At 63.8% G+C, this 20,273-nt stretch carries 19 protein-coding genes; 14 read left to right on the top strand and 5 right to left on the bottom strand.

Annotated features, from left to right (window positions below; genetic code table 11):
- Positions 1-4: 4 nt before the first annotated feature.
- Positions 5-805, bottom strand: coding sequence for an amidohydrolase (locus WQQ_RS06590; RefSeq protein ID WP_007184327.1), 801 nt, complete (start codon positions 803-805; stop codon positions 5-7).
- The gene (locus tag WQQ_RS06585) at positions 793-1,971 is read right to left on the bottom strand and encodes a pyridoxal phosphate-dependent aminotransferase (protein WP_007184326.1); all 1,179 of its coding nucleotides are present in this window, start codon (positions 1,969-1,971) and stop codon (positions 793-795) included. Before WQQ_RS06585 ends, WQQ_RS06590 begins: the two co-directional genes overlap by 13 nt.
- 353 nt (positions 1,972-2,324) lie before the next feature.
- Between WQQ_RS06585 and WQQ_RS06580 the strand changes: the two genes are divergently transcribed.
- The 9 genes from WQQ_RS06580 to WQQ_RS06540 all read left to right on the top strand — a co-directional run bounded on the left by WQQ_RS06580 (position 2,325) and on the right by WQQ_RS06540 (position 12,013).
- Positions 2,325-3,470 (top strand): sigma-54-dependent Fis family transcriptional regulator, encoded by a 1,146-nt coding sequence (locus WQQ_RS06580; RefSeq protein WP_050997585.1) that lies wholly within the window; start codon positions 2,325-2,327, stop codon positions 3,468-3,470.
- Between the two features lie 547 nt (positions 3,471-4,017).
- Positions 4,018-6,390 (top strand): DUF1549 and DUF1553 domain-containing protein, encoded by a 2,373-nt coding sequence (locus WQQ_RS06575; RefSeq protein WP_007184324.1) that lies wholly within the window; start codon positions 4,018-4,020, stop codon positions 6,388-6,390.
- A 53-nt stretch (positions 6,391-6,443) separates the two neighbouring features.
- Positions 6,444-7,901: a DUF1501 domain-containing protein gene (locus WQQ_RS06570; protein WP_007184323.1), complete on the top strand. Its 1,458-nt coding sequence runs from the start codon at positions 6,444-6,446 to the stop codon at positions 7,899-7,901.
- A 32-nt stretch (positions 7,902-7,933) separates the two neighbouring features.
- Complete coding sequence (locus tag WQQ_RS06565) at positions 7,934-8,380, top strand: C2 domain-containing protein (RefSeq protein WP_157534528.1); 447 nt, start codon at positions 7,934-7,936, stop codon at positions 8,378-8,380.
- Between the two features lie 61 nt (positions 8,381-8,441).
- Entirely contained in the window at positions 8,442-9,032 is a 591-nt protein-coding gene (locus WQQ_RS06560; RefSeq protein WP_007184321.1) for a peroxiredoxin, read from the top strand.
- Positions 9,033-9,051: 19 nt separating this feature from the next.
- On the top strand, positions 9,052-9,708 hold the full coding sequence (locus WQQ_RS06555; protein WP_007184320.1) for a c-type cytochrome: 657 nt from the start codon (positions 9,052-9,054) through the stop codon (positions 9,706-9,708).
- A 44-nt stretch (positions 9,709-9,752) separates the two neighbouring features.
- The gene (locus tag WQQ_RS06550; RefSeq protein ID WP_040453128.1) at positions 9,753-10,727 is read left to right on the top strand and encodes an SMP-30/gluconolactonase/LRE family protein; all 975 of its coding nucleotides are present in this window, start codon (positions 9,753-9,755) and stop codon (positions 10,725-10,727) included.
- Positions 10,728-10,757: 30 nt separating this feature from the next.
- Positions 10,758-11,234: a c-type cytochrome gene (locus WQQ_RS06545; RefSeq protein ID WP_007184318.1), complete on the top strand. Its 477-nt coding sequence runs from the start codon at positions 10,758-10,760 to the stop codon at positions 11,232-11,234.
- A 35-nt stretch (positions 11,235-11,269) separates the two neighbouring features.
- Positions 11,270-12,013, top strand: coding sequence for a cytochrome b/b6 domain-containing protein (locus WQQ_RS06540; protein ID WP_007184317.1), 744 nt, complete (start codon positions 11,270-11,272; stop codon positions 12,011-12,013).
- 93 nt (positions 12,014-12,106) lie between these two features.
- On the opposite strand, the gene WQQ_RS06535 is transcribed toward WQQ_RS06540, so the two are convergent.
- Together WQQ_RS06535 and WQQ_RS06530 are read right to left on the bottom strand one after the other, a co-directional pair.
- Entirely contained in the window at positions 12,107-14,857 is a 2,751-nt protein-coding gene (locus WQQ_RS06535) for a TonB-dependent receptor (protein WP_007184316.1), read from the bottom strand.
- A 258-nt stretch (positions 14,858-15,115) separates the two neighbouring features.
- Positions 15,116-15,580, bottom strand: a complete 465-nt coding sequence (locus tag WQQ_RS06530; RefSeq protein WP_007184315.1) for a cupin domain-containing protein — start codon at positions 15,578-15,580, stop codon at positions 15,116-15,118.
- Here WQQ_RS06530 and WQQ_RS24250 point away from each other — a divergent pair.
- From WQQ_RS24250 to WQQ_RS06520, 3 genes are all read left to right on the top strand, one after another.
- Positions 15,573-15,848 (top strand): hypothetical protein, encoded by a 276-nt coding sequence (locus WQQ_RS24250; RefSeq protein ID WP_157534527.1) that lies wholly within the window; start codon positions 15,573-15,575, stop codon positions 15,846-15,848. The two genes, WQQ_RS06530 and WQQ_RS24250, sit on opposite strands and share 8 nt — an antisense overlap.
- Before the next feature lie 102 nt (positions 15,849-15,950).
- Positions 15,951-16,418 carry a rhodanese-like domain-containing protein gene (locus WQQ_RS06525; protein WP_007184313.1) on the top strand — a complete coding sequence of 156 codons (468 nt, stop codon included), beginning with the start codon at positions 15,951-15,953 and terminating at the stop codon, positions 16,416-16,418.
- A 202-nt stretch (positions 16,419-16,620) separates the two neighbouring features.
- Positions 16,621-17,247: a redoxin family protein gene (locus WQQ_RS06520; RefSeq protein WP_007184312.1), complete on the top strand. Its 627-nt coding sequence runs from the start codon at positions 16,621-16,623 to the stop codon at positions 17,245-17,247.
- Positions 17,248-17,454: 207 nt separating this feature from the next.
- On the opposite strand, the gene WQQ_RS06515 is transcribed toward WQQ_RS06520, so the two are convergent.
- Positions 17,455-17,910 carry a c-type cytochrome gene (locus WQQ_RS06515; protein WP_007184311.1) on the bottom strand — a complete coding sequence of 152 codons (456 nt, stop codon included), beginning with the start codon at positions 17,908-17,910 and terminating at the stop codon, positions 17,455-17,457.
- Between the two features lie 398 nt (positions 17,911-18,308).
- On the opposite strand from WQQ_RS06515, the gene WQQ_RS06510 reads away from it, so the two are divergent.
- Together WQQ_RS06510 and WQQ_RS06505 are read left to right on the top strand one after the other, a co-directional pair.
- A complete protein-coding gene (locus WQQ_RS06510) occupies positions 18,309-19,298 on the top strand; it encodes an SMP-30/gluconolactonase/LRE family protein (protein ID WP_007184310.1) in 990 nt (329 codons plus the stop codon).
- A 40-nt stretch (positions 19,299-19,338) separates the two neighbouring features.
- Entirely contained in the window at positions 19,339-20,229 is an 891-nt protein-coding gene (locus WQQ_RS06505; RefSeq protein WP_007184309.1) for a dienelactone hydrolase family protein, read from the top strand.
- Positions 20,230-20,273 lie beyond the last annotated feature (44 nt).

Here is a 20,273-nt window from a genome sequence, read left to right as displayed (position 1 = left end):
CAGATCAGAGCGTGATCTCGAACGCATCCGCATCGAGCCAGGCCGGAAAGCGCTTGCGATGCGCGAGCAGCGGGGCCGGATCGAGCGCGAGCGTGCTGCTCTGTTCGCGCTCGTCGAGCTCGACGAGGTTCTCGCCTAGCGGATCGACGATGGTGCTGTCACCGCTGTACGGATGCCCGTTGCCATCGGTGCCGGCGCGATTCACGCCGACGACGTAGCTGAGGTTTTCGATCGCGCGCGCCTTGAGCAAGGTGCGCCAGGCATGGCGGCGGGCACTCGGCCAGTTCGCCACGTAGAGCGCGAGGTCGTAATCCATGCCGCCTTCGGCCTGCTCGTTGCCGCGATTGCGCGACCACGCCGGAAAGCGCAGGTCGTAGCAAACCAGCGGCAACACGCGCCAGCCGCGCAGCGTGAACACCGGCCTGCGCCTGCCGCTCGCGTAGCGCTCGTGCTCGCGTGCCATGCGGAACAGATGGCGCTTGTCGTAATACTCGATCGCGGTGTCGGGCGTGGCCCAGATCAGCCGGTTGAAGAACCGTCCGCCTTCTTCGATGACGAGGCTGCCGGTGATCACCGCGCCGGTTTCGAGCGCGAGCTTGCGCAGCCACTGCACGCTGGGGCCCTCCATGCTCTCGGCGGCCTTGGCGACGTCGTTGGTGAAGCCAGAGGAGAACGTCTCGGGCAGCACGATCAGGTCGGGCTTGCCGTCGAGCGCACGAATGCGCTCGGCGTAGTAGTCGTGATTGGCCTGGGCGTCGAGCCAGCGCGTGTCGCCCTGGATCAGGCTGACGGTCAAAGTCTGCATAAGGCATCCGCTCCGGCGCGCAAGGTGTCGTCGTTCTTGGCGAAGCATAGGCGGATCAGCCGCGTGGCGGGCGGGGTTTCGTAGAACACCGAGATCGGAATCGCTGCGAGCTTGTGCTTTTCGACGAGCCAGCGACTGAAGGCGACATCGTCGAGTTCGTCGTCGATCGCCGAATAATCGGCGAGCTGGAAGTAGCCGCCCGGCACGTCGAGCAGCTTCAGGCGCGACCCCGCGAGCAGCGAGCGGAAGCGGTTGCGCTTGCGTTGATAGAACGCCGGCAGCTCGAGGTAATGCGCGGGCTCGTGTTCGAGCATGTCGGCGAACGCCCACTGCGCCGGGTTGAACGTGCAGAACGTGAGGTACTGGTGAACCTTGCGGAATTCCGCGCTCAGCGCAGCCGGCGCGACGCAGTAGCCGACCTTCCAGCCGGTGCAGTGAAACGTCTTGCCGAACGAGCTGATGACGAAGCTGCGCCCGGCGAGTTCGGCGTGTCGCAGCACGCTGTGGTGTTCGGCGCCGTCGAAGGTGATGTGCTCGTAGACCTCGTCGGACAGCAGCAGGATGCCGGTGCCGCGCAGCAGCCCGGCGAGCTGGTCCAGATCGGCCGCGCCGAGCATCGCGCCGGTCGGATTGTGCGGCGAGTTGATGACGAGCAGGCGCGTGCGCGGGCCGATCGCGTCCCGCAGGCGCTGCCAATCGATCGAAAAGCGTGGAGCGAGCAGCGGCACGTGCACCGCACGAGCGCCTTGCAGCTCGATCGCCGGTTCGTAGCTGTCGTAGCACGGGTCGAGCAGGATCACTTCATCGCCGATGCCGACGGTGGCGGCGATCGCCGCGAAGATCGCTTCGGTGGCGCCGGAGGTGATCGTGATTTCGGTTTCGGGGTCGAGCCTGCGCGCATGCAGGCGCTGCGACTTGATGGCGATCTGCTCGCGCAGGCGCAGCAGTCCGGTCATTGGAGCGTACTGGTTCGCGCCTGCCGCCATGGCGCGGACAAGCGAATCGCGCAGGCGCTGCGGCGGCTCGAAATCCGGAAAGCCCTGCCCGAGGTTGACCGCCCCGTGCTGCTGGGCGAGCTGGCTCATGACAGTGAAGATGGTGGTGCCCACGCGCGGAAGCTTGCTGGCGGGCGGAACGAGCGTGGGAAAAGACAGCGAATCGGCCATGATCGAAAGCGGCTTTGCGCGGTGGGCGACTGGGAGACGCGATCAGACCATGGTTGGCACCGCGTGGTTGCGAGAACCGCTAGTCCGAGTGGCGCTAATCACATTCGTTTGGGGAATATGCGCGCGGCGTGATGGGCCACAGCTTGGTGAAAAATCAGCGCCATTGCTGGCTTCCGCGCAGATGGCGGCTGCGAACTGTTGGCTATCCAACAAGCGCGTCAACAATTTGCTGAACAGCTCGTCGATATTCAAGTTATCGCTTAAGAATAGCGTCTGTAATTCTTTTACGTATCTCTACGCGGCCTCCTAGATTGCAGCTCGACGAATCAGCAAGCGAGCAACTCGGAGCCAGGATGTCTGATTGGGGATCAAAAGCCACGGTGTTGTCCTTGGACGGCGTACACGCGCAGCCTGTGTCGATACGCGCCAAGGCCCTGGTGTTCGAAGACCCGGCGTCGCTGGAACTCAGACGCTATCTCGAACGCGTGGCGCCGAGCGAGGCGCCGGTGGTCATTCTCGGTGAAACCGGCACCGGCAAGGAGCTCGTCGCGCGGCATATCCATCAGCTCAGTGGCCGCAAGGGGCCTTTCGTCGCGGTCAATTGCGGCGCCATCAGCGAGCAGCTCGCCGAGAGCGAACTGTTCGGTCATGAGCCCGGCGCGTTCACCGGTGCGACGACGCGCCGCGAAGGCTGGTTCGAAGCCGCGCATCGGGGCACTTTGTTCCTCGATGAAATCGGCGATCTGCCGCTGCCCTTGCAGGTCAAGCTGTTGCGCGTATTGCAGGAGCGCGAGGTGGTGCGGGTCGGTTCGCGCAGGCCGATTCCGGTCGACATTCGCCTGGTTGCGGCGACCAACGTCGATCTCAACGAGGCCGTGAAGGCCGGGCGTTTCCGGCTTGATCTCGTCTATCGCCTGAACATCGCGCAGGTGCGGCTCGCGCCGCTGCGCGAGCGCATCGGCGACATCGTGCCGCTGGCCGAACATTTCCTGCGGCTCTATACGCAGAAGCTGTCGTTGCCGCCGCAATTGCTGAGCGATCGGGTCAAGCAGGAGCTGGAGCGTTATCACTGGCCCGGCAACATCCGCGAGCTCGAGAACGTCATCCACTTTGCGTTGCTGGTCGCGCCGAATCGTATCCAGCCCGAGCATTTGCAGCTGGCGGGCAGCGTCGGCGCGCCGTCGTCGTCTTCGTCCCAGCCGCTGGAGCCGAAAGAGCAGATCGCGCAGGCCCTGCGCACGATGTTCGAGGCCGGCGGAGACAAGCTGTTCGAAACCGTCGAGAAGCTGGTCGTCGACGAGGCGTTTCGCCACTCGCGCTACAACCAGGTTCGGGCGGCGTCCTTGCTCGGCATTTCGCGCAACGTGCTGCGGACCCTGTTGAAGAAGTACCACTACCTGTCGGGCCGGTCTGGCAGCGATACCGCGTCCGGTGCCGAAGACGAGCCGGAAGACGAGGCTCGAGGCTGGCAGGGCGCCAGCTGGGCGGCTTCGAGATGAACGCTTAAACGTTTATCGATCGGCGCCGACGCCATCGGCGTCTTCAATACGCATACGAGTGGCCACGAGGCCATCGGTGGGTCGCGCCCCGCGTTTGCGGGGCTGGGCAAGGAGTACGGCTCACGCCGCCTTACACCCGGATGGCGGTCGGAAATCCTGGTCAGGAGTCGTGGGCAGGCGCAGCGCCGAAAGCGCATCGCGATGTTGGTTCGCAAGCAACTCGATAGAGCCGCTGCTTGCGAATCAGCAGCGTGATTTTGCGAAAGCAGCAGACGCAGGCGAGCAGCGTCCCGGAGAGTGCCGGAAGGCGTCTCCAACAGGGGCGAAATATCGAGCCGAGTCAGCGTGCTAGCGCGGTCTGGAGCCGAGCTTGACGACGGTGATTTCGGCTGGCTCGCTCGTTGCAAAAACGCTGGCCCGGCAAGCCTCAGGAAAGCCTGGGACGGCATCGAAAGCTTCATTGGCATGCGTGCTTCGCAGTGGGCGAGGTACGACGGAATGGTTCTGCACCGGGCTCGAAACCGGTTTTGGAGTTGGAGTCGATCGAATGAAGAAGAGCGCATCTATCGCGGTTCTGGTGGGCGTGGCATTGGGGGCGGCAAGCAGCTCGGCGGCGATCGCGGCTGACGGCATCGCCGCGCAGCCGGCCGCGATCGCGATCGCGGTTGCCGCGGTGGACACGACGGCGGTCGCCAAGGCCCCGGCCCGCTCGCTGCTCAAGCCGGCGCAGCTGTGGTCGTATCAGCCGGTCAAGGAGCAGGCCGTGCCGGCGGTCAGGCAGCAGAAGTGGGTGCGCGATCCGGTCGACGCCTTCGTGCTCGCCAAGCTCGAAGAGAAGAATCTCAAGCCCTCGGCCGAAGCCGCGCGCGGCGCGTTCATTCGTCGTGCCACGCTCGACGTCTGGGGCCTGATCCCGACGCCCGAGGAAGTCGTCGCGTTCGAGAAGGACAAGTCGCCCGACGCCTACGAAAAGCTCGTCGATCGCCTGCTGGCGTCGCCGCGCTTCGGCGAGCGCCAGGCGCGTCGCTGGCTCGATCTGGCCCGCTATGCGGACAGCACGGGCTTTCAGAACGACGACACGCGCCCGAACATGTTCCGCTACCGCGACTACGTGATCGGCGCGTTCAACGACAACAAGCCCTACGACCGCTTCATCAAGGAGCAGCTCGCAGGTGACGAGCTGTATCCGGACGACCAGAACGCGCTGATCGCCACGGGCTTCATGGCCGGCTTTCCGGACAACAGCAACTCGCGCGACCTGGTGCAGCGCAAGTACCAGATCACCACCGACATCGTCGACACCGTGGGCACCGTGATGCTCGCGCAGACCGTCGGGTGCGCGCGTTGCCACGATCACAAGATCGACAAGATTTCCGAGAAGGAATACTTCCAGCTGCAGGCCTTCTTCGCGAACCTCTCCGCGGTCGACAACCTGCCGGCCGCCGTGGGTCCGCAGGAAATCGCGTACCGGGCGCAGCAGGCGAAGTGGGAAGAGGCGACCAAGGACATCCGCGCCAAGCGCAAGGCGATCATCGACAGCGTCTACGACGCCGGCCTGAAGTACCACAAGGAGCGCTATCTCACGGACAGCCGCGAGTCGATCTTCAAGCCCGAGAGCGAGTGGAACGCACACGATCGCTGGATCAACCATCGCCTCGCCAACGTCACCGACGAAGCGAGCATCGCCAACTATCTCGAAGAGGCCGGCAGCAACAAGGACAACGCGGTCTACGACGCCAAGTACGAAGAGCCGTACAAGCAGTACAAGAAGCTCGGCGAAGAGCTGAAGAAGTTCGACAACCTCAAGCCGGCCAAGGGCTCGGACCAGATCTCGGCGATGACCGAACTCGGTTATGCCGATGCGCCGCCGACCTTCCTGTTCTTCGGCGGCAACCACGAGCGCCCGCTCGAGGAAGTGCAGCCGGGCTTTCCGGCCGCGTTCTCCAATGGCGAGAAGCCGGTGATCGTGCCGACCGCGACCTCGTCGGGCCGCCGCACCGCGCTGGCCAACTGGATCGCCAGCCCGGGCAATCCGCTGACGGCCCGCGTGTTCGTCAACCGCGTCTGGGATCAGTACTTCGGCACCGGCATCGTCAAGACGGTCAGCGACTTCGGCAAGGCCGGCGAGAAGCCGACGCATCCGGAACTGCTCGATTTCCTCGCCGATCGCTTCGTCAAATCCGGCTGGGACGTCAAGCAGCTGCATCGCGAGATCCTGCTGTCGAGCGTCTACCGCCAGGCTTCGGACTATCGCGCAGACATCGTCGCCGCCGATCCGGACAACAAGCTGCTCGCGATCTTCCCGCGCCGTCGCCTCGAGGCCGAGCAGATCCGTGATTCGCTGCTGGTCGCATCGGGCAAGCTCACCGATCAGCTCGGTGGCCCGAGCGTGTTCGCACCGCTGCCGGCCGGCGTGAACGCCGGCAACATGTGGAAGGTGTCGAAAGACGAGGCCGACTGGAACCGCCGCAGCCTTTACGTCTTCACGCGCCGCAGCCTGACGTATCCGCTGCTCGAAACCTTCGACATGGCCTCGGCCCAGCAGGCGCACAGCAAGCGCGACGTGACGACCACGCCGCTGCAGGCGCTCACGCTGGTCAACAACGACCAGGTGTTCCAGTGGTCGCAGGCGCTGGCCGGCCGCGTCATCAGCGAATCCAATGGCACGCCATCGGCGCAGATCGACCGGCTCTACGAAATCCTGTTCGCCCGCAACGCGAGCGAGCAGGAGAAGCAGCAGCTGCTGGCCTTCCTCGACGAACACCAGAAGGTGATCACGCAGAAAGCCGCCGACGGCAAGCTGTCGCTCGCATTGCCCACGGGCCTCAAGACGAGCCCGAGCGATCCGATCCGTGCCGCCGCCTTCGTCGACCTCGTGCACACGGTCGCCAACTCCAACGATTTCACCTACCGCTTCTGAAGCGCCGCTCGCTTCCCAACGAATCAAGCGATCACAGGAACAAGGACAACCCCATGAGCAACAACCATCACTCTCGTCGCAACTTCCTGCGCAACGCCGGCATCGGCGCTGGCTCGCTCGCCCTCGGCGGCTTCGGCGGCGGCCTGCTCAATGTCGCGCAGGCGTCCGACCTCGCCAATCCGGTGCAGGTCGATCCGCTCGCACCGAAGGCGCCGCACTTCGCGGCCAAGGCCAAGTCGATCATCTGGCTGCACATGAACGGTGCCCCGAGCACGCTCGACCTGTACGACTACAAGCCCGAGCTCGTGAAGCTCGCCGGCCAGGACGTGCCGGAATCCTTCCTCAAGGGCATCAAGACGAGCACCCAGGGCGGCGTCGGCAAGCTCTACGCGTCGAACCGCAGCTGGAAGCAGTACGGCGAGAGCGGCGCCTGGTTCTCCGATCTGCTGCCGAACCTCGGCAAGCAGGCCGACAAGCTCGCCTTCATCAAGTCGAGCACCACCATCGGCGCGACGCACGACATCTCGATCCTCAAGCTCAACACCGGTGACCTCAACCCGGGCCGTCCGACGCTCGGCGCCTGGGTGCAGTACGCACTCGGCACCGCGAACCCGGACCTGCCGGCCTACGTCGTGCTCTACGGCGGCGATCGCGAGCCGAGCGGTGGTTCGGTGAACTGGGCTTCGGGCTTTTTGCCGGCGATCTACCAGGGCACGGCGTTCCGCCCGGGGCCGTCTCCGATCCTCAATCTGTCGAGCCCCGAGCTCGTCGCCGCCGCCCAGCAGCGCGACAACCTCGACCTGCTGCGCAAGCTCAACCAGCAGAACGCGGCGCGCTATCCGCGCGACACCGAGCTGGCGGCGCGCCTGAACTCCTACGAGCTCGCGTACCGCATGCAGTCGGCGGCGCCCGAAGCGGTGGACCTGAGCAAGGAAAGCGACGCCACCCGCGAGCTCTACGGTCTCAACGATGAGCTGACCAAGGATTACGGCACGCAGATGCTGCGTGCGCGTCGCCTCGTCGAGCGCGGCGTGCGCTTCGTGCAGGTGATCAACGGGCCGGTGAAGATTGCGGGCGAAGATCGCACCAACTGGGACGCCCACGAGAATCTCGAAGCCAACCACGCCGCGAACGCGAAGGCTGTCGACAAGCCGATCGCCGGCCTGCTCGCCGACCTCGAATCGCGCGGCCTGCTCGATTCCACGCTCGTGGTCTGGGCTTCGGAATTCGGCCGCACCTCGTACGGCCAGAGTGGCAACGGCCGCGACCACAACCCCTGGGGCTACACGCAGTGGATCGCGGGCGGCGGCTCCAAGGCCGGCACCACCTTCGGCGCGACCGACGAAATCGGCCTGCGCTCGGTGGGCCGCACGGTCGACACCTATGACCTGCACGCCACCGTGCTCGCACTCATGGGCCTGGATCATCTCAAGACCACTTACCTCAACAACGGCCGCTCCGAGCGTCCGACGGTGGTCTACGGCGAAGTGATCAAGGAACTGATCGCTTAAAGGCCTTGCATCCCTCTCCCCACGGGAGAGGGATGCGTCCGTCGATTCAGTGGATTCACTTAGGTTCTATTACGCAAATGCGCAGTGTTTGGAAGTGGAGTGTCTGGCTGTCGCTCATCGTCTCGAGTGTAAGTCCCGCGCTGGCGGTGGAGCTGGAAGGTTTCGACAAGGACGTCATGCAGGCGATGGACGATGCCTTCAAGGACCTCGAACCCGTGATCGGGGCGCGCAACACCGAGGCCGCGATCTCGGACGTGCAGGTGCTGCTCGAGGGTTATCAGTGGACGGGCGATTACTTCAAGGCACGGACCGACACGCCCGATGCGGTGCAGTGGAACGCCGAAGGTCATGCGCTGCTCGAATCCGTACTCGCCTCGCTGAACCGTCAGGACTTCGAGAAAGCAGCTGAATCGGCGCGCGCCACGGCGAAGAATTGCAAAGCCTGCCACGAGGTCTATAAAAAGTCCTTGAGCCGCTGACCGCTGCATCTGACCGCAGCGTCACTGCGCCTTCGTCCCATCCACAACCGTGAGTCATCCCATGATCCGTTTCGCCTCTCGCATCGCCCCTCTCGCATTGCTCGCCGCCTGCATCTCGCTGCCGGCCGCCGCCGCGCTCAAGCAGGGCGATACCGCGCCCGATTTCAAGACCCAGGCTTCGCTGGCCGGCAAGGCCTTCACGTTCTCGCTGAAGGATTCGCTCAAGAAAGGCCCGGTGGTGGTGTACTTCTATCCGTCCGCGTACACGGGCGGCTGCAATATCCAGGCGCATACGTTTGCCGAGAAGAGCGACGAGTTCGCCGCCGCGGGCGCCACCATCATCGGCGTCTCGCTCGACAGCATCGAGCGACTCAACGATTTCTCCGCCGACCCGGACTACTGCGCGGGCAAGTTCCCGGTGGCATCGGACAAGGACGGCAAGATCTCCAAGTCCTTCGATCTCGCGGTCCGCGAGGCGAGCGCGGGCAAGAAGGATTCGCGCGGCGTGGAGATCGACCACGGCTTCGCCGAGCGCACCACCTTCATCGTGACGCCGGACGGCAAGGTCGCCAGCACGCTGGGCGGGCTGGCGCCTGCGGCGAACGTCGAGCAGGCCTTGCAGGCCGTGCGCGAAATCGCAGCCAAGCGCTGAGATAGCAGGATCAGGCTCGATGCGGATTCGCTCATCGCTCATTTCATCGACTGGCGCGCAGTGGTGGGTCTTGCTGTTTGCGCTGCTGGTGAGCGGATTCGCCAGAGCCGCGATCAGCGATCAGGAGCTCGCCGAGCGCGTCGGCGATGGTGATCCGGTGGCAGGCCAGTCGAAGTCGCAGGCCTGCCAGGCTTGCCACGGAGCCGACGGCAACAGTGCGGGCCCGGCGCCCGCGCTCGCGGCGCAGTATTCGAGCTATCTGCTCAAGCAGTTCCGCAAGTTTCAATTCGGCGAGCGTCCGCATCCCGGCGACGCGGCCAGCAACATTCTTTCGAGCGAAGACCTCGCCGATGTCGCGGCCTACTTCGCATTGCAGGACAGAACCGCGCCTGTTTCGGCGGTTTCGCCCATCGGCGAGCGCTTGTTCGCGCGTGGCGACGCGCCGCGCCAGATCGCCCCGTGTACGAGCTGCCATGGCGACAAGGGCCAGGGCCTGATCGCGGGCAGCGATGCCAACCCGGCGATCGGTGGCCAGCACGCGGCTTACCTGCGCGCGCAGCTGCTCGATTGGCGCAGCGGCAAACGCGTCGGCAGCACGGCGATGAGCCTCACGGCCAAAGCGCTCAGCGATGCCGAGATCGAGGCGCTGTCGGTTTATCTGGCCGGTCTGCGCTGACCGGTCGGGTTTTCGTTCCTGTCATTCACGTCAAGAGGTGCTGGATGTCCACAGTGGTTTCGAGCCGGCCGCGTGCGCTGGCATTGGCAGTCGCCGTGCTCGCGATGTCGCACGCGGCTTCGAGCGCCGCCGACCCCGATCCGGTGACGCCGACGATCGCGGGCGTGGTGGCCGGCGGCATCAAGATCCGGCTGATCAAGGACGGCCTCAACGGCTCCGAAGGGCCGATCGCGCAGCCCGACGGCAGCCTGCTGTTCACCGAGACGCGTGCGAACCGCATCGTGCACGTCGGGCTCGACGACAAGATCGGCAGCTTCCTCGAGAACAGCAACGGCTCGAACGGCCTGGCGTACGCGCCCGGCGGCGAACTCGTGTCGGTGCAGACGGCCAAGGCGAGCGTCGGCGTGGTGTATCCGAAAGACAAGGCCAAGGTCTGGGTCGATGGCTTCGAGGCGACGCCGCTGCGCCGGCCGAACGATCTGGTCATCGATCGCAAGGGCGGTGTCTACTTCACCGACCCGGGCCCGTTCCGCAAGGCCGACGAGCCGGCGTCGCCCACGGCCGTGTACTACCGCACGCCGGCCGGCGAGCTGCGCCGCATCGCCACCGACATCACCTGGCCCAACGGTATCCAGCTGAGCCCCGAAGAGCGCGTGCTGTATGTGGCGGATACACACGGCGAGTTCGTGATCGCCTACGACGTCGCCGATGACGGCTCGGTTTCGAACCGCCGCAACTTCGCCAGGCTGCAGGGCTGGAACAAGCCGGAGAACGGCAACGGCAGCAGCGGTGCAGACGGCCTCGCCGTCGATTCGCTGGGGCGCCTGTATGTCGCATCGAGCGCGGGCATCGAGGTGTTCGACGCCGCCGGCAAGGCGCTCGGCGTGATTCCGATTCCCGGGCAGACCCAGAACCTCGCGTTCGCCGGTCCGGACAAGAAAACGCTCTACGTCGTCGGCGGCGGAAAGCTCTATCGCTTTGCCGTGCTGACGCCGGGACTTTCCACGCGCGCGAAGTGATCGCGCCTTTGCATCATCGTTGAAGCCATCATGAAGAAAGCCATCAGTCGAATCGTCGTCCCCGTGCTCGCGCTGTCCGCGCTGAGTGTTTCCATCGCCTATGCGCAGCAGGGGCCACGGCCCGAGAATCTCGTCAAATGGCGGCAGTCCGCGTATCAGGTGGTGGCCTGGAACTCGGCGCGCATCAAGGCCTCCGTCACCGGCAGCTACGACAAGGCCGAGGTCGCGCAGGCCGCATCTACGCTCGCCGCGGTCGCCAACTCCGGCCTGCCGAAGCTGTTCGCCGCGGGCACCGAGAAAACCCGTGGCTGGCACGAGACGAGTGCCAAAGCCGAAGTGTTCAGTGAGAGCAAGCGCTTTTCCGAACTCGATGCGGATTTCGCCAAGGCCGCCAACGAACTCGCCAAGCTCGCCCAAGCGGGCGACGAAGCCGGCGTGAAGACGCAGTACGTCGCGCTCAACAAGACCTGCAAGGCCTGCCACGACTCGTACAAGGCTTCCGAATGACATGAGTTGATTGGGCTGCACGTGGAGAAAACGCAATGAGCATCGACGACCGCATCGGTCAAACCATCGAAGAAACCGCACGCTCGCAGCAGGCGACACGCAAAGTCTGGGACCTGCCGGTGCGCGTGTTCCACTGGAGCCTCGCGCTCGCCTTCATCGGCGCCTATGTGAGCAATCGCGCCGGCATCGAGTATTTCACGGTGCATCTGTGGTGCGGCTACGCGGTCATCGTGCTCGTTGCGTTTCGCATCGTCTGGGGGCTCGTCGGCACGCGGCATGCGCGCTTCTGGAACTTCGTGCGCGGGCCCGTGAGCACCTGGCGCTACACGCGCGCGACGCTGCGCAATCGCGAGCAGCACACGCCCGGGCACAATCCGCTCGGCGCGCTGATGGTGATCGCGCTGCTCGCGTCCTTGCTCGTGCAGTCGGTGTTCGGGCTGTTCACCAATGACGAGATCTTCAACGTCGGTCCGCTCTACGGCTACGTCAGCGATGCGCTGGCGCTCAAGCTGACGTCCTGGCATCGGCAGCTGTTCTACTGGATCGCCGCCGCGGTGGCGCTGCACGTGATCGCCGTGCTCGTGCACGTGGTGCTCAAGAAGGACAACCTGGTTCGCGCGATGATCACCGGTCGCAAGCCGGCGGCGCAGATCGCAGCCAGCGATGAAATCCGCTCCTCGCGCTGGTGGCTCGCACTCGTGATCGTACTGGCGCTGTCGGCGCTGCTGGCCTGGATCGTTCTGCATGCGCCGCAGGGTTCTTCGGGCGAGCTCTACTGAAGCGGAACCACAGCTGTAAGAAACAGCCGCAAGGCACAAAAAGAAAACCCCGGCGCGAGAGCATCGCGCCGGGGTTTTCTTTTGAACTGATGCTCAGAGCCTGCCGGTGAAGACCACGCCGAGCCAGCGCTCCGGAACCGGAATCCAGCTGTTCCAGGTGATGACCTGCGACTGATCCTCGTCGAACACGTTCTTGGCGATGAGGCTCGCTTCGAAGCGCCCGTCACGCGTGCCGACGCCGATCGCCGCATCGGCGATGCCGTAGGCCTTGGTCCAGCCGTAGCTCGACAGCGTGATGTCCGAGTTGTAGCGGCTCGTGTACGCATAGTTGCCGCTCAGGTGCAGCTCCTTGTCGTTCAGGATCGGCAGGCGATAGTCGATGCCGACGTTGCCGGTCCACTTGGCGGCACCCGGCAGGTTCTGGCCGCTGACGTCGCGATAGCGCGGAAGTGCAGGCAGAGCGGGCTGACCGGGCGGGGCGACCGGGTTCAGGTTGACTTCGGGAGGCTGGCCCAGGTTCGTGAACTTCCTGTAGTACGCATCGTTGTAAGCGCCCGAGAAGCGGATCGTGGTGTTCTGGATACCGCTGTAGAACGCATCGATCTCCACGCCCTTGGTCCTGACTTTGTCCGCATTGCCGGTGGCTGAGATGTACGTCGGCGGATTGTTGGGGTTGAGGTTGCTGGTGTATTCGTCCAGAACGAAGACGGCCTGCTGGTAGTCGTCGATGTCGGCCAGGAACACGTCGGCATTGAAGGTCAGCGTGTTGTCGAGCAACGCGGTCTTGATGCCGATTTCGTAGGAGCTGTTCTTTTCAGGCTTGGCGAGGTTCGAATAGCCGTTGGTGACCTGCGCGATGCCGGCCTTCTCACCGTACTGATACGAGAGATACGTCGTCACCTGCTCGTTGATCTTGTAGCTCGGGCTGATGATGTAGGTGGGTTGCACTTCCTTGAACGTCTCGCCTTCGACTTCGTTCCAAAGCACCCCGATCTGCGACTGGCGAATCGCTTTGGCGGCGGCGATCTGCCTGAACTGCTCGTCGCTGAGATCGTTATAGCTGGCGACGCCGAAATACTTGTTGGCGGTGGCGTCAGCCAGCGCAAGCTGTTCGGCGGAGTTGGCGTTATCGGTCAGTCTTCCGTTCGAGTTGGTTGCAAAGCCGCCGAGCTGTACGCCGTTGACCTGTACGGGGTTGAGTTCCGAGCCATAGCCATTGCTGTAAACGAGCTTGCTGACACGGTTGCGACGGTTCTCCTGGGTGAAGCGCAGGCCTGTGGTCAGCGTGAGCGGCTCGCTGATGTGCCAATTGGTCTGGCCGAACACCGCAGCCGTCTCGTTGCGAATCTTCTGCAGCGGCTTCTGGTTGAGGCCGTTGAGAGAGTTCTCCATCAGGTAGCGGCCATTGCTGTTCTTGTCGAGCAGATCGTACTGCGTGGGTGTCGCGAACCATGCACCCGCATCGGAGCCGTAACCACTTCCCGAATCGTAATCGTTGGAGGTCTTGAGGAAGTAGACGCCGGCCTGATAGTCGAAAGCGCCTCCGACCGGTGAACTCAAGCGCAGCTCCTGGCTGATCTGGTCATATTCGACGTGGCCGCCACCGTTCTTGCTCGCATCGAACGGCGTGCCTTCGTCGTTGCGGGCCTGGAAGTAGAAGTCCTTGTAACCCGAGACCGAGGTCAGCGTGTGCTCACCGAAACGCCAGTTCAGCGTCGCGGTCGCGCCGCGGCTCGAGGTCACGAGCGGCTGCTGGGCATCGAGATTCACATGCTTGCTGTTGAGGTAATCGCGCTCGTAGCTGTACTGCGTGTCCTGCCGGAACCAGCGCCGCGCCAGTCGAGTCGAGGCATCGGTATTGAGGTTGGTCGGTGTGCCGTCCGAGTACGTGGCCGGCGTCGGCTTGTAGAACACCCAGCCGTTGTAGAACTCGGCATGGCGCGGCTGCAGTTCGAGCTTGAGCAGCGCATCGAAATTGTCCGTCGGCGTGTAGAGGAACTGCACGCGGCCCGAGACGTTGTCCTTGTTCTTGTAGCTGAAATCCTCGTTGTAGGCGTTGGAGTAATCGCCATCGCCCTTGTCGACCGAGAACGCGCCGCGCCAGGCCAGCTTGTCGGCGACGATCGGTCCGCCGCCCGCCGCGATACCGATCACGCGGTCGTTCTGACCGAGTGCGATCGAGTAGTAGGCGTCCGGCGTGAACGACGGCCTGCGCGTGCGAATGTTCAGCACGCCGAGCGTCGCGTTCTTGCCGAGCAGCGTGCCTTGCGGGCCACGCGTGACTTCCACCGCTTCGATGTCGGTGAAGTCGAAGCTCGACAGCGGGTTGTAGGCGTAGGCGAGGCCGTCGACGATGATGCCGACGCTCGGATCCTGCGCATCGGTCTGCGCCTGCTTGCCGATGCCGCGAATCGACAGGCTGCTCGTGCGCGAGTTGCCCTGGTTCCACGAAATGTTCGCAGCGCGCTGCGTGATCGTGCTCATGTCGGTGGCGATCAGGCGAGTGAGTTCAGTGCCTTCGACCACCGAGACCGAAACCGGAACGTCCTGCAGCTTCTCGAGCCGGTTGCGCGTGTTCACGACCACCGTGGCGATGTCCGCATCCGCGACGATGGCGGCGGACACTTCTTCCACGGCGGCAACCTCCAGCTTGTCGACGCCGGCCTCGTCGGCGGACTCGACTGCAGCCTCGTTGGCGTCGGAAGCCACGTCGGCTGCGCGCGCATGCGTCGCGAGCAGACTGCTGCCCGCGAGCATGCCGAACATCGCGATAAGGAACGACGACAGTGCGAAAAGTGAGCGCACCTGCTGCGGTGCAGCCTCTGAATCAAAAGCCGGAATCATTACGTCCTCGATGTTGTCGCATGCCACTGCGGGAAAGGAGTGGGCGATAAGGCAGAGTCCGTACCAGTCGTTCGCGGGCTTCGAACAAAACAGCCTACGATCGCTGCAAGCAGCAGCAGACGTTGATAAGCAAAAGGCTTTTTTATCGGCTCATTTCATGCGGCGGTTTTATAAAACTTCTTTTATGTTGTGTTCTTGCGGCTTTCAAACCAGCTGCGCAAGCAGATTGCTGAGAACCACGCAGTGCAAGCAGCAGCATCAATGTGCTTTGGCCTGCGTGGTTTCGAGCGGACCGTAGCCGGTGACCTGAATGATGGTCTCCTCGTTCTTGGCGCCGTCGTAATGCAACTGTCCGCCCTTGTGCAGAACGTAGCTGCCGGCCGGAAGCGGCACGGTGTCGTTCGGATCGTAGTGATCGCCGGTGCCGACCCACCAGGTTCCCGAAATCACGGTGAAGAAGCGATCGCCGTTGTGGAAATGCGGCCGGCTGAAATTGCCCGGCAGCCACTTGATACGCATGACGTAAGGGCCGGGCTTGCTCGGATCGCCGAACAGAATCGCGCGCTCGCTGGTGCCTTCGGCATTGCGTACCCACTGAATCTGCTGGGCCGTCTTGAACTCGACCGAAGCGGAATCGAGGCTGGCGGCGGAGATCGAAAGCGCAGGCGTGAGCGCGAGCGCAACGACGAGGGCGGATGACAGCAGGCGTAGCGGGTTGAGCATGGTGGTCTCGGCAGAAGAAGCGTGGAGCGCGATTCGTGGCAAGCACCGCACCATCCGTCTCAGAGCCTTGTCCTCAAAGGCTTTTGTGACATCGGGTGGCAACGTGCCGCTGTATCGATGCTGCATCGGCAACAGTCGCGCGACGCGCGCTGTTGCGATCCACGCAAATCAACAATTCGTGAACCTGCGAAGAGGCCAAGAACAAGGCCGCGAGCGGCCGATTCGTGTGCTTGGTCTGTCGTCGAATCATGGGCTTGCGATGCACTGAAAGACGGGATCGCGAATGCGGCGATCACTGGCACGATCACTGCGGATAGGCGCCAACCTGAGAAGCACCAACATCCACACGAATCACTACCGAGGAATCACCGTGGCGAAGATCAACAAGGCTTGGGTCGTTGCAGCAGCGGTGCTGGTCGCCGCCGGCGGCTATGCGAAAGCCCAGCAGAAAACGGCGACGACGGCAGCGGCTGCGACGCCGGCATACAAGACCGTCAAGCTGGATCGCAAGCAGATCGATGCGCTGCTCGCCAAGCCCGGCGAGCTTACGATCATCGACGTGCGCCGTCCCGACGAACTCACGCGCATCGGCGGCTTTCCGGTTTACCTGAGCATCCAGAACGACGACGTCGAGAAGAACCTCGCCTTCATACCGAAGGATCGCAAGATCGTGACGGTGTCGAACCACGCGGGGCGCGCGCTCAAGATCGGTGATCTGCTGTCGTCCAAGGGCTACAACGTGGTCGGCGCAATCGGCGTGCAGAACTACGAGGAAGAGGGCGGCAAGCTCACGCGCATCGAGCCCAAGGCGCCCGCCACCGCTGCAGTGACGAAGTAGGAAGCGGAGCTCGATCGCCTCCTTCCATCGATTCAAGCGCTGATGATTCCGGCATTCCCCGCGCAGACCCCGTACTACCGAGACGCGGTTTCCCCAAGCCCGTCTCGTTGTCTGCGCGGGCTTTTTATACCGGGCATCGGAGCTAGGCTGTAGCATCGAGCTGTCTCGATTTGTCGATCGATTTCACCAACGGAGAAGAATCATGTCGCTGGTTTCCTTCACCCGCCGCGCTGCGCTTGGCCTGGCTTTCGCCGCGCTGATTCCGGTTTCCGCGTTCGCGGCCTTGCCGACGATCAGTCAGCCGGCGCCTGCCTTCACCGCGAAGACCGCGGACGGCAAGACGCTGAGTCTCGATTCGCTGCGCGGCAAGACCGTGGTGCTCGAATGGACCAATGCCGATTGCCCGTTCGTGAAAAAGCATTACGAGAGCGGCAACATCCCGAACCTGCAGGAAGCCGAGACCGCCAAGGGCGTGGTGTGGCTGCAGGTGATCTCGTCCGCGCCCGGGCAGCAGGGCAACGTCGACGGCCCCACCGCGATCAAGCTCAACGACTATCGCGGCGCCAAGCCGACGGCGACGCTGCTCGATCCAGAAGGCAAGATCGGCAAGCTCTACGGCGCACAGACCACGCCGCATTTCTTCATCATCGACGCCAAAGGCCAGCTCGCCTACAAGGGCGCGATCGACAGTATCGCCTCGGCCGACCAGGGCGATATCGCCAAGGCCGACAACTACGTCAAGGATGCGCTCGCCGCGATCGCGACTGGAGCGAAGATCGAACACGCGAACACCAAGCCCTATGGTTGTTCGGTGAAGTACGCCAGCTGAGCGACAAGAGCGTTCGCTGCGATTGTGCTTTTGCGACTGTTTTTCAGGGGGGGGAGAGTGCCGGTGCGATGCACCGGGTAAGGGGACCGGCGGTCTCGCGTGTGCAATACGCGCGAGACCGCCGGTGATGTTGCAAACGTCGACAGCGACGCGACGACCGGATGCAGCAAGAACCAGGATCGAGCAGCGCCCGTCGTCGGGACTGAGTTACTTCAGGCGATATTCGTCGTGGCAGCCCTTGCAGGTCTTGCCGGTCTCGGCGACCTGCGCCTTGAGCGTCGCCAGATCCGCCGCTGCGGCCGGCAGCTTGGCGGCTTCGAGCTGGAACTTGTCGGCGAGCGATTGGAACTTGGCCGGGTCTTCCCAGATTTTCGGCGAGGACTTGTGCGAGGCCCCGGCATCGGTGCCCGGGCCGAACGATGCGAACGGCAGCGTCGACAGATCGGCAACCAGCTTGGCCGCCTTGACGGCCTCGGCCTGATCGTAGGGGCGCTCGCCCTTGGCGATCGCGCCGAGCACGCCGCCGAAGTTGCGACCGATGACGTTGAAGACCGATTGGCGATAGCGAATTTCGTCTTCGGGTTTGGGAGCAGCGAAAGCCGAACCCGCCACGATGGCGAGCGCGACACCGCATCCGGCTGCTTTCCAGGCAGAACTGTTCATTTGGATACCTTTTGGGTTTCTGGGAGCGCCACTGCGCGTGGCTTTCGGCAGAGAGCAGAGAGCGTGCCATGCGGAGCGATGCCAAAAATCCCAATGCACAGCGAGGATTGTGCGTGTCGATGCCGATGTCGCGTATCGAGCGTGTGCGGTTTTCAGCAGCGATAAAGCGCGTCTTGCTGCTAGACCAACACGAGCGCAAGCGATGTGCGGGCTTTTCGAAGCATGAACCACAGTCTTCGCATGTCGTGGCAGCAATGAAAACTCCCGTTGCGAAAAGGGCTTTCGATCGACTGCGAGGATCGTGCGGTGCATGCCCGGTTCACTGGCACGCTCGTTGCCATTTTGCCGGTTCGCACTGATTCACACTGATTCGCACTGATTGATACGGAGCCGACAACATGTCCTCGATGCGCCTTGCCGACGTTTTGAATCCGTCTTCCACGCTGGCCCTGCGAGTGAGCGTGCTCGCCACGCTGATCTGGGCCGGGCATGCCAAGGCTGAGGATCTGGTGACGCCGGCGATCGAAGGCGTGGTCGCTGCGGGCACGAAGATCGAACTCATCCAGGACGGCTTCAACGGCACCGAAGGGCCGCTAGGCTTGCCCGACGGCAGCCTGGTTTTTACCGAGACACCGGCCAATCGCATCACGCGCATCGCGGCCGACGGCAGCGTGTCGGCGTTCGTCGAAGACAGCAACGGTTCCAATGGACTCGGAGTCGATGCGCACGGCGACATCGTTTCGGTGCAGCGCGGCAAGCCACAGGTGGGCGTCATCTATCCCGCCGAGCATCGCAAGCTGCTGGCCGACAGCTTCGAGGGCAAGCCTTTCAATCAGCCCAACGATCTCGTGGTCGGCAGCAAGGCCGGCATCTTCTTCACCGATCCGGGCGCGCAGCCCAAGCCGGGTGAAGCCGCGCCGGCGCCGGCGGTCTATCACATCGATACGGGCGGCAAGGTGCAGCGCATCGCGACCGACATCGCGCGCCCGAACGGCATTCAACTTTCGACCGACGAAAAGACGCTCTACATCGCCAACACCGCCGGCGAATACGTGATCGCCTACGACGTCGCCGCCAACGGCAGCGTCGGCAAGCCGCGCAACTTCGCCAAGCTCAAGGCCGGCCTCACGCCGACCGACACCGGCGCGCAATCGAGTGGCGCCGACGGCCTCGCCGTCGATGCGAAGGGACGGCTGTACGTCGCCTCGAACGCGGGCATCGAAGTGTTCGACGCCAAGGGCAAGGCGCTCGGCGTCATCGCGCTGCCGAAGAAGCCGCAGAACCTGGCGTTCGCGGGCCAGGACAAGAAGCTGCTTTACGTGGTCGGCCGTGGCGCGGTCTACAAGATCGCCACCCAGAGCGCCGGCTTTTCCGGACGCGCCAAGTAAGCGCTGCGGTCGCTTCCCCAACTCCATCGAGAATTCCGACATGACTCGCAAGACCGCGAACGATTTCGATCCCGAAGTGCTCAAGCTGTTCGACCGCTATGTGCATGGCCAGCTGTCGCGCCGCGGCTTTCTGCAAGGCGCAGGCAGGTTCGCGATCGCAGCCGGTGTGACGGCCGAGGGCTTGCTGCTCGCGCTGAACCCGACTTTCGCCGCCGCCGAGCAGGTGAAGCCCGACGATGCGCGCCTGAGCGCGCGCTACGTGGAATATCCGTCGCCCGAGGGCTACGGCAAGCTGCGCGGCTATCTCGTGCAGCCCGCCAAGGCCAAGGGCAAGCTGCCGACGGTGCTCGTGGTCCACGAGAATCGCGGGCTCAATCCGCATATCGAAGACATCGCGCGCCGCCTCGCGCTCGATGGCTTCATCGCGTTCGCGCCCGATGCGCTGTTCCCGCTCGGCGGCTATCCGGGCGACGAGGACAAGGCGCGCGAGCTGTTCCAGAAACTCGACCAGACCAAGACCCGCGCGGATTTCGTCGCCGCGGCCGACATCCTCAAGAAGCTTCCGGAAGGCAACGGCAAAGTCGGCGCCGTGGGCTTCTGCTACGGCGGCGGTGTGTCGAACTTCCTCGCGACGCGCATTCCGGACCTGGCCGCCGCGGTTCCGTTCTACGGCCAGCAGCCGGCCGATGAAGAGGTGTCGAAGATCAAGGCGCCGCTGCTGCTGCAGTACGCCGAGAACGATGAGCGCATCAACGCCGGCTGGCCGAAGTACGAGGCAGCGCTCAAGGCCAACCAGGTGAACTATCAGGCCTACGTCTATCCAGGCGTGCAGCACGGCTTCAACAACGACACCACCCCGCGTTACGACGAGGCGGCCGCGAAGCTCGCCTGGAGCCGTACGGTCGCATTCTTCAAGCAGCATCTGGCCTGATTTAGTTTCATCCCCGGCATTCCAGACTCGTCGAGCCTGGAATG

Source organism: Hydrocarboniphaga effusa AP103, assembly GCF_000271305.1.
GTDB classification, from domain to species: domain Bacteria; phylum Pseudomonadota; class Gammaproteobacteria; order Nevskiales; family Nevskiaceae; genus Hydrocarboniphaga; species Hydrocarboniphaga effusa.
Note: the sequence above shows the minus strand (reverse complement) of the source record. Positions and strands in the feature narration are given on the sequence as shown.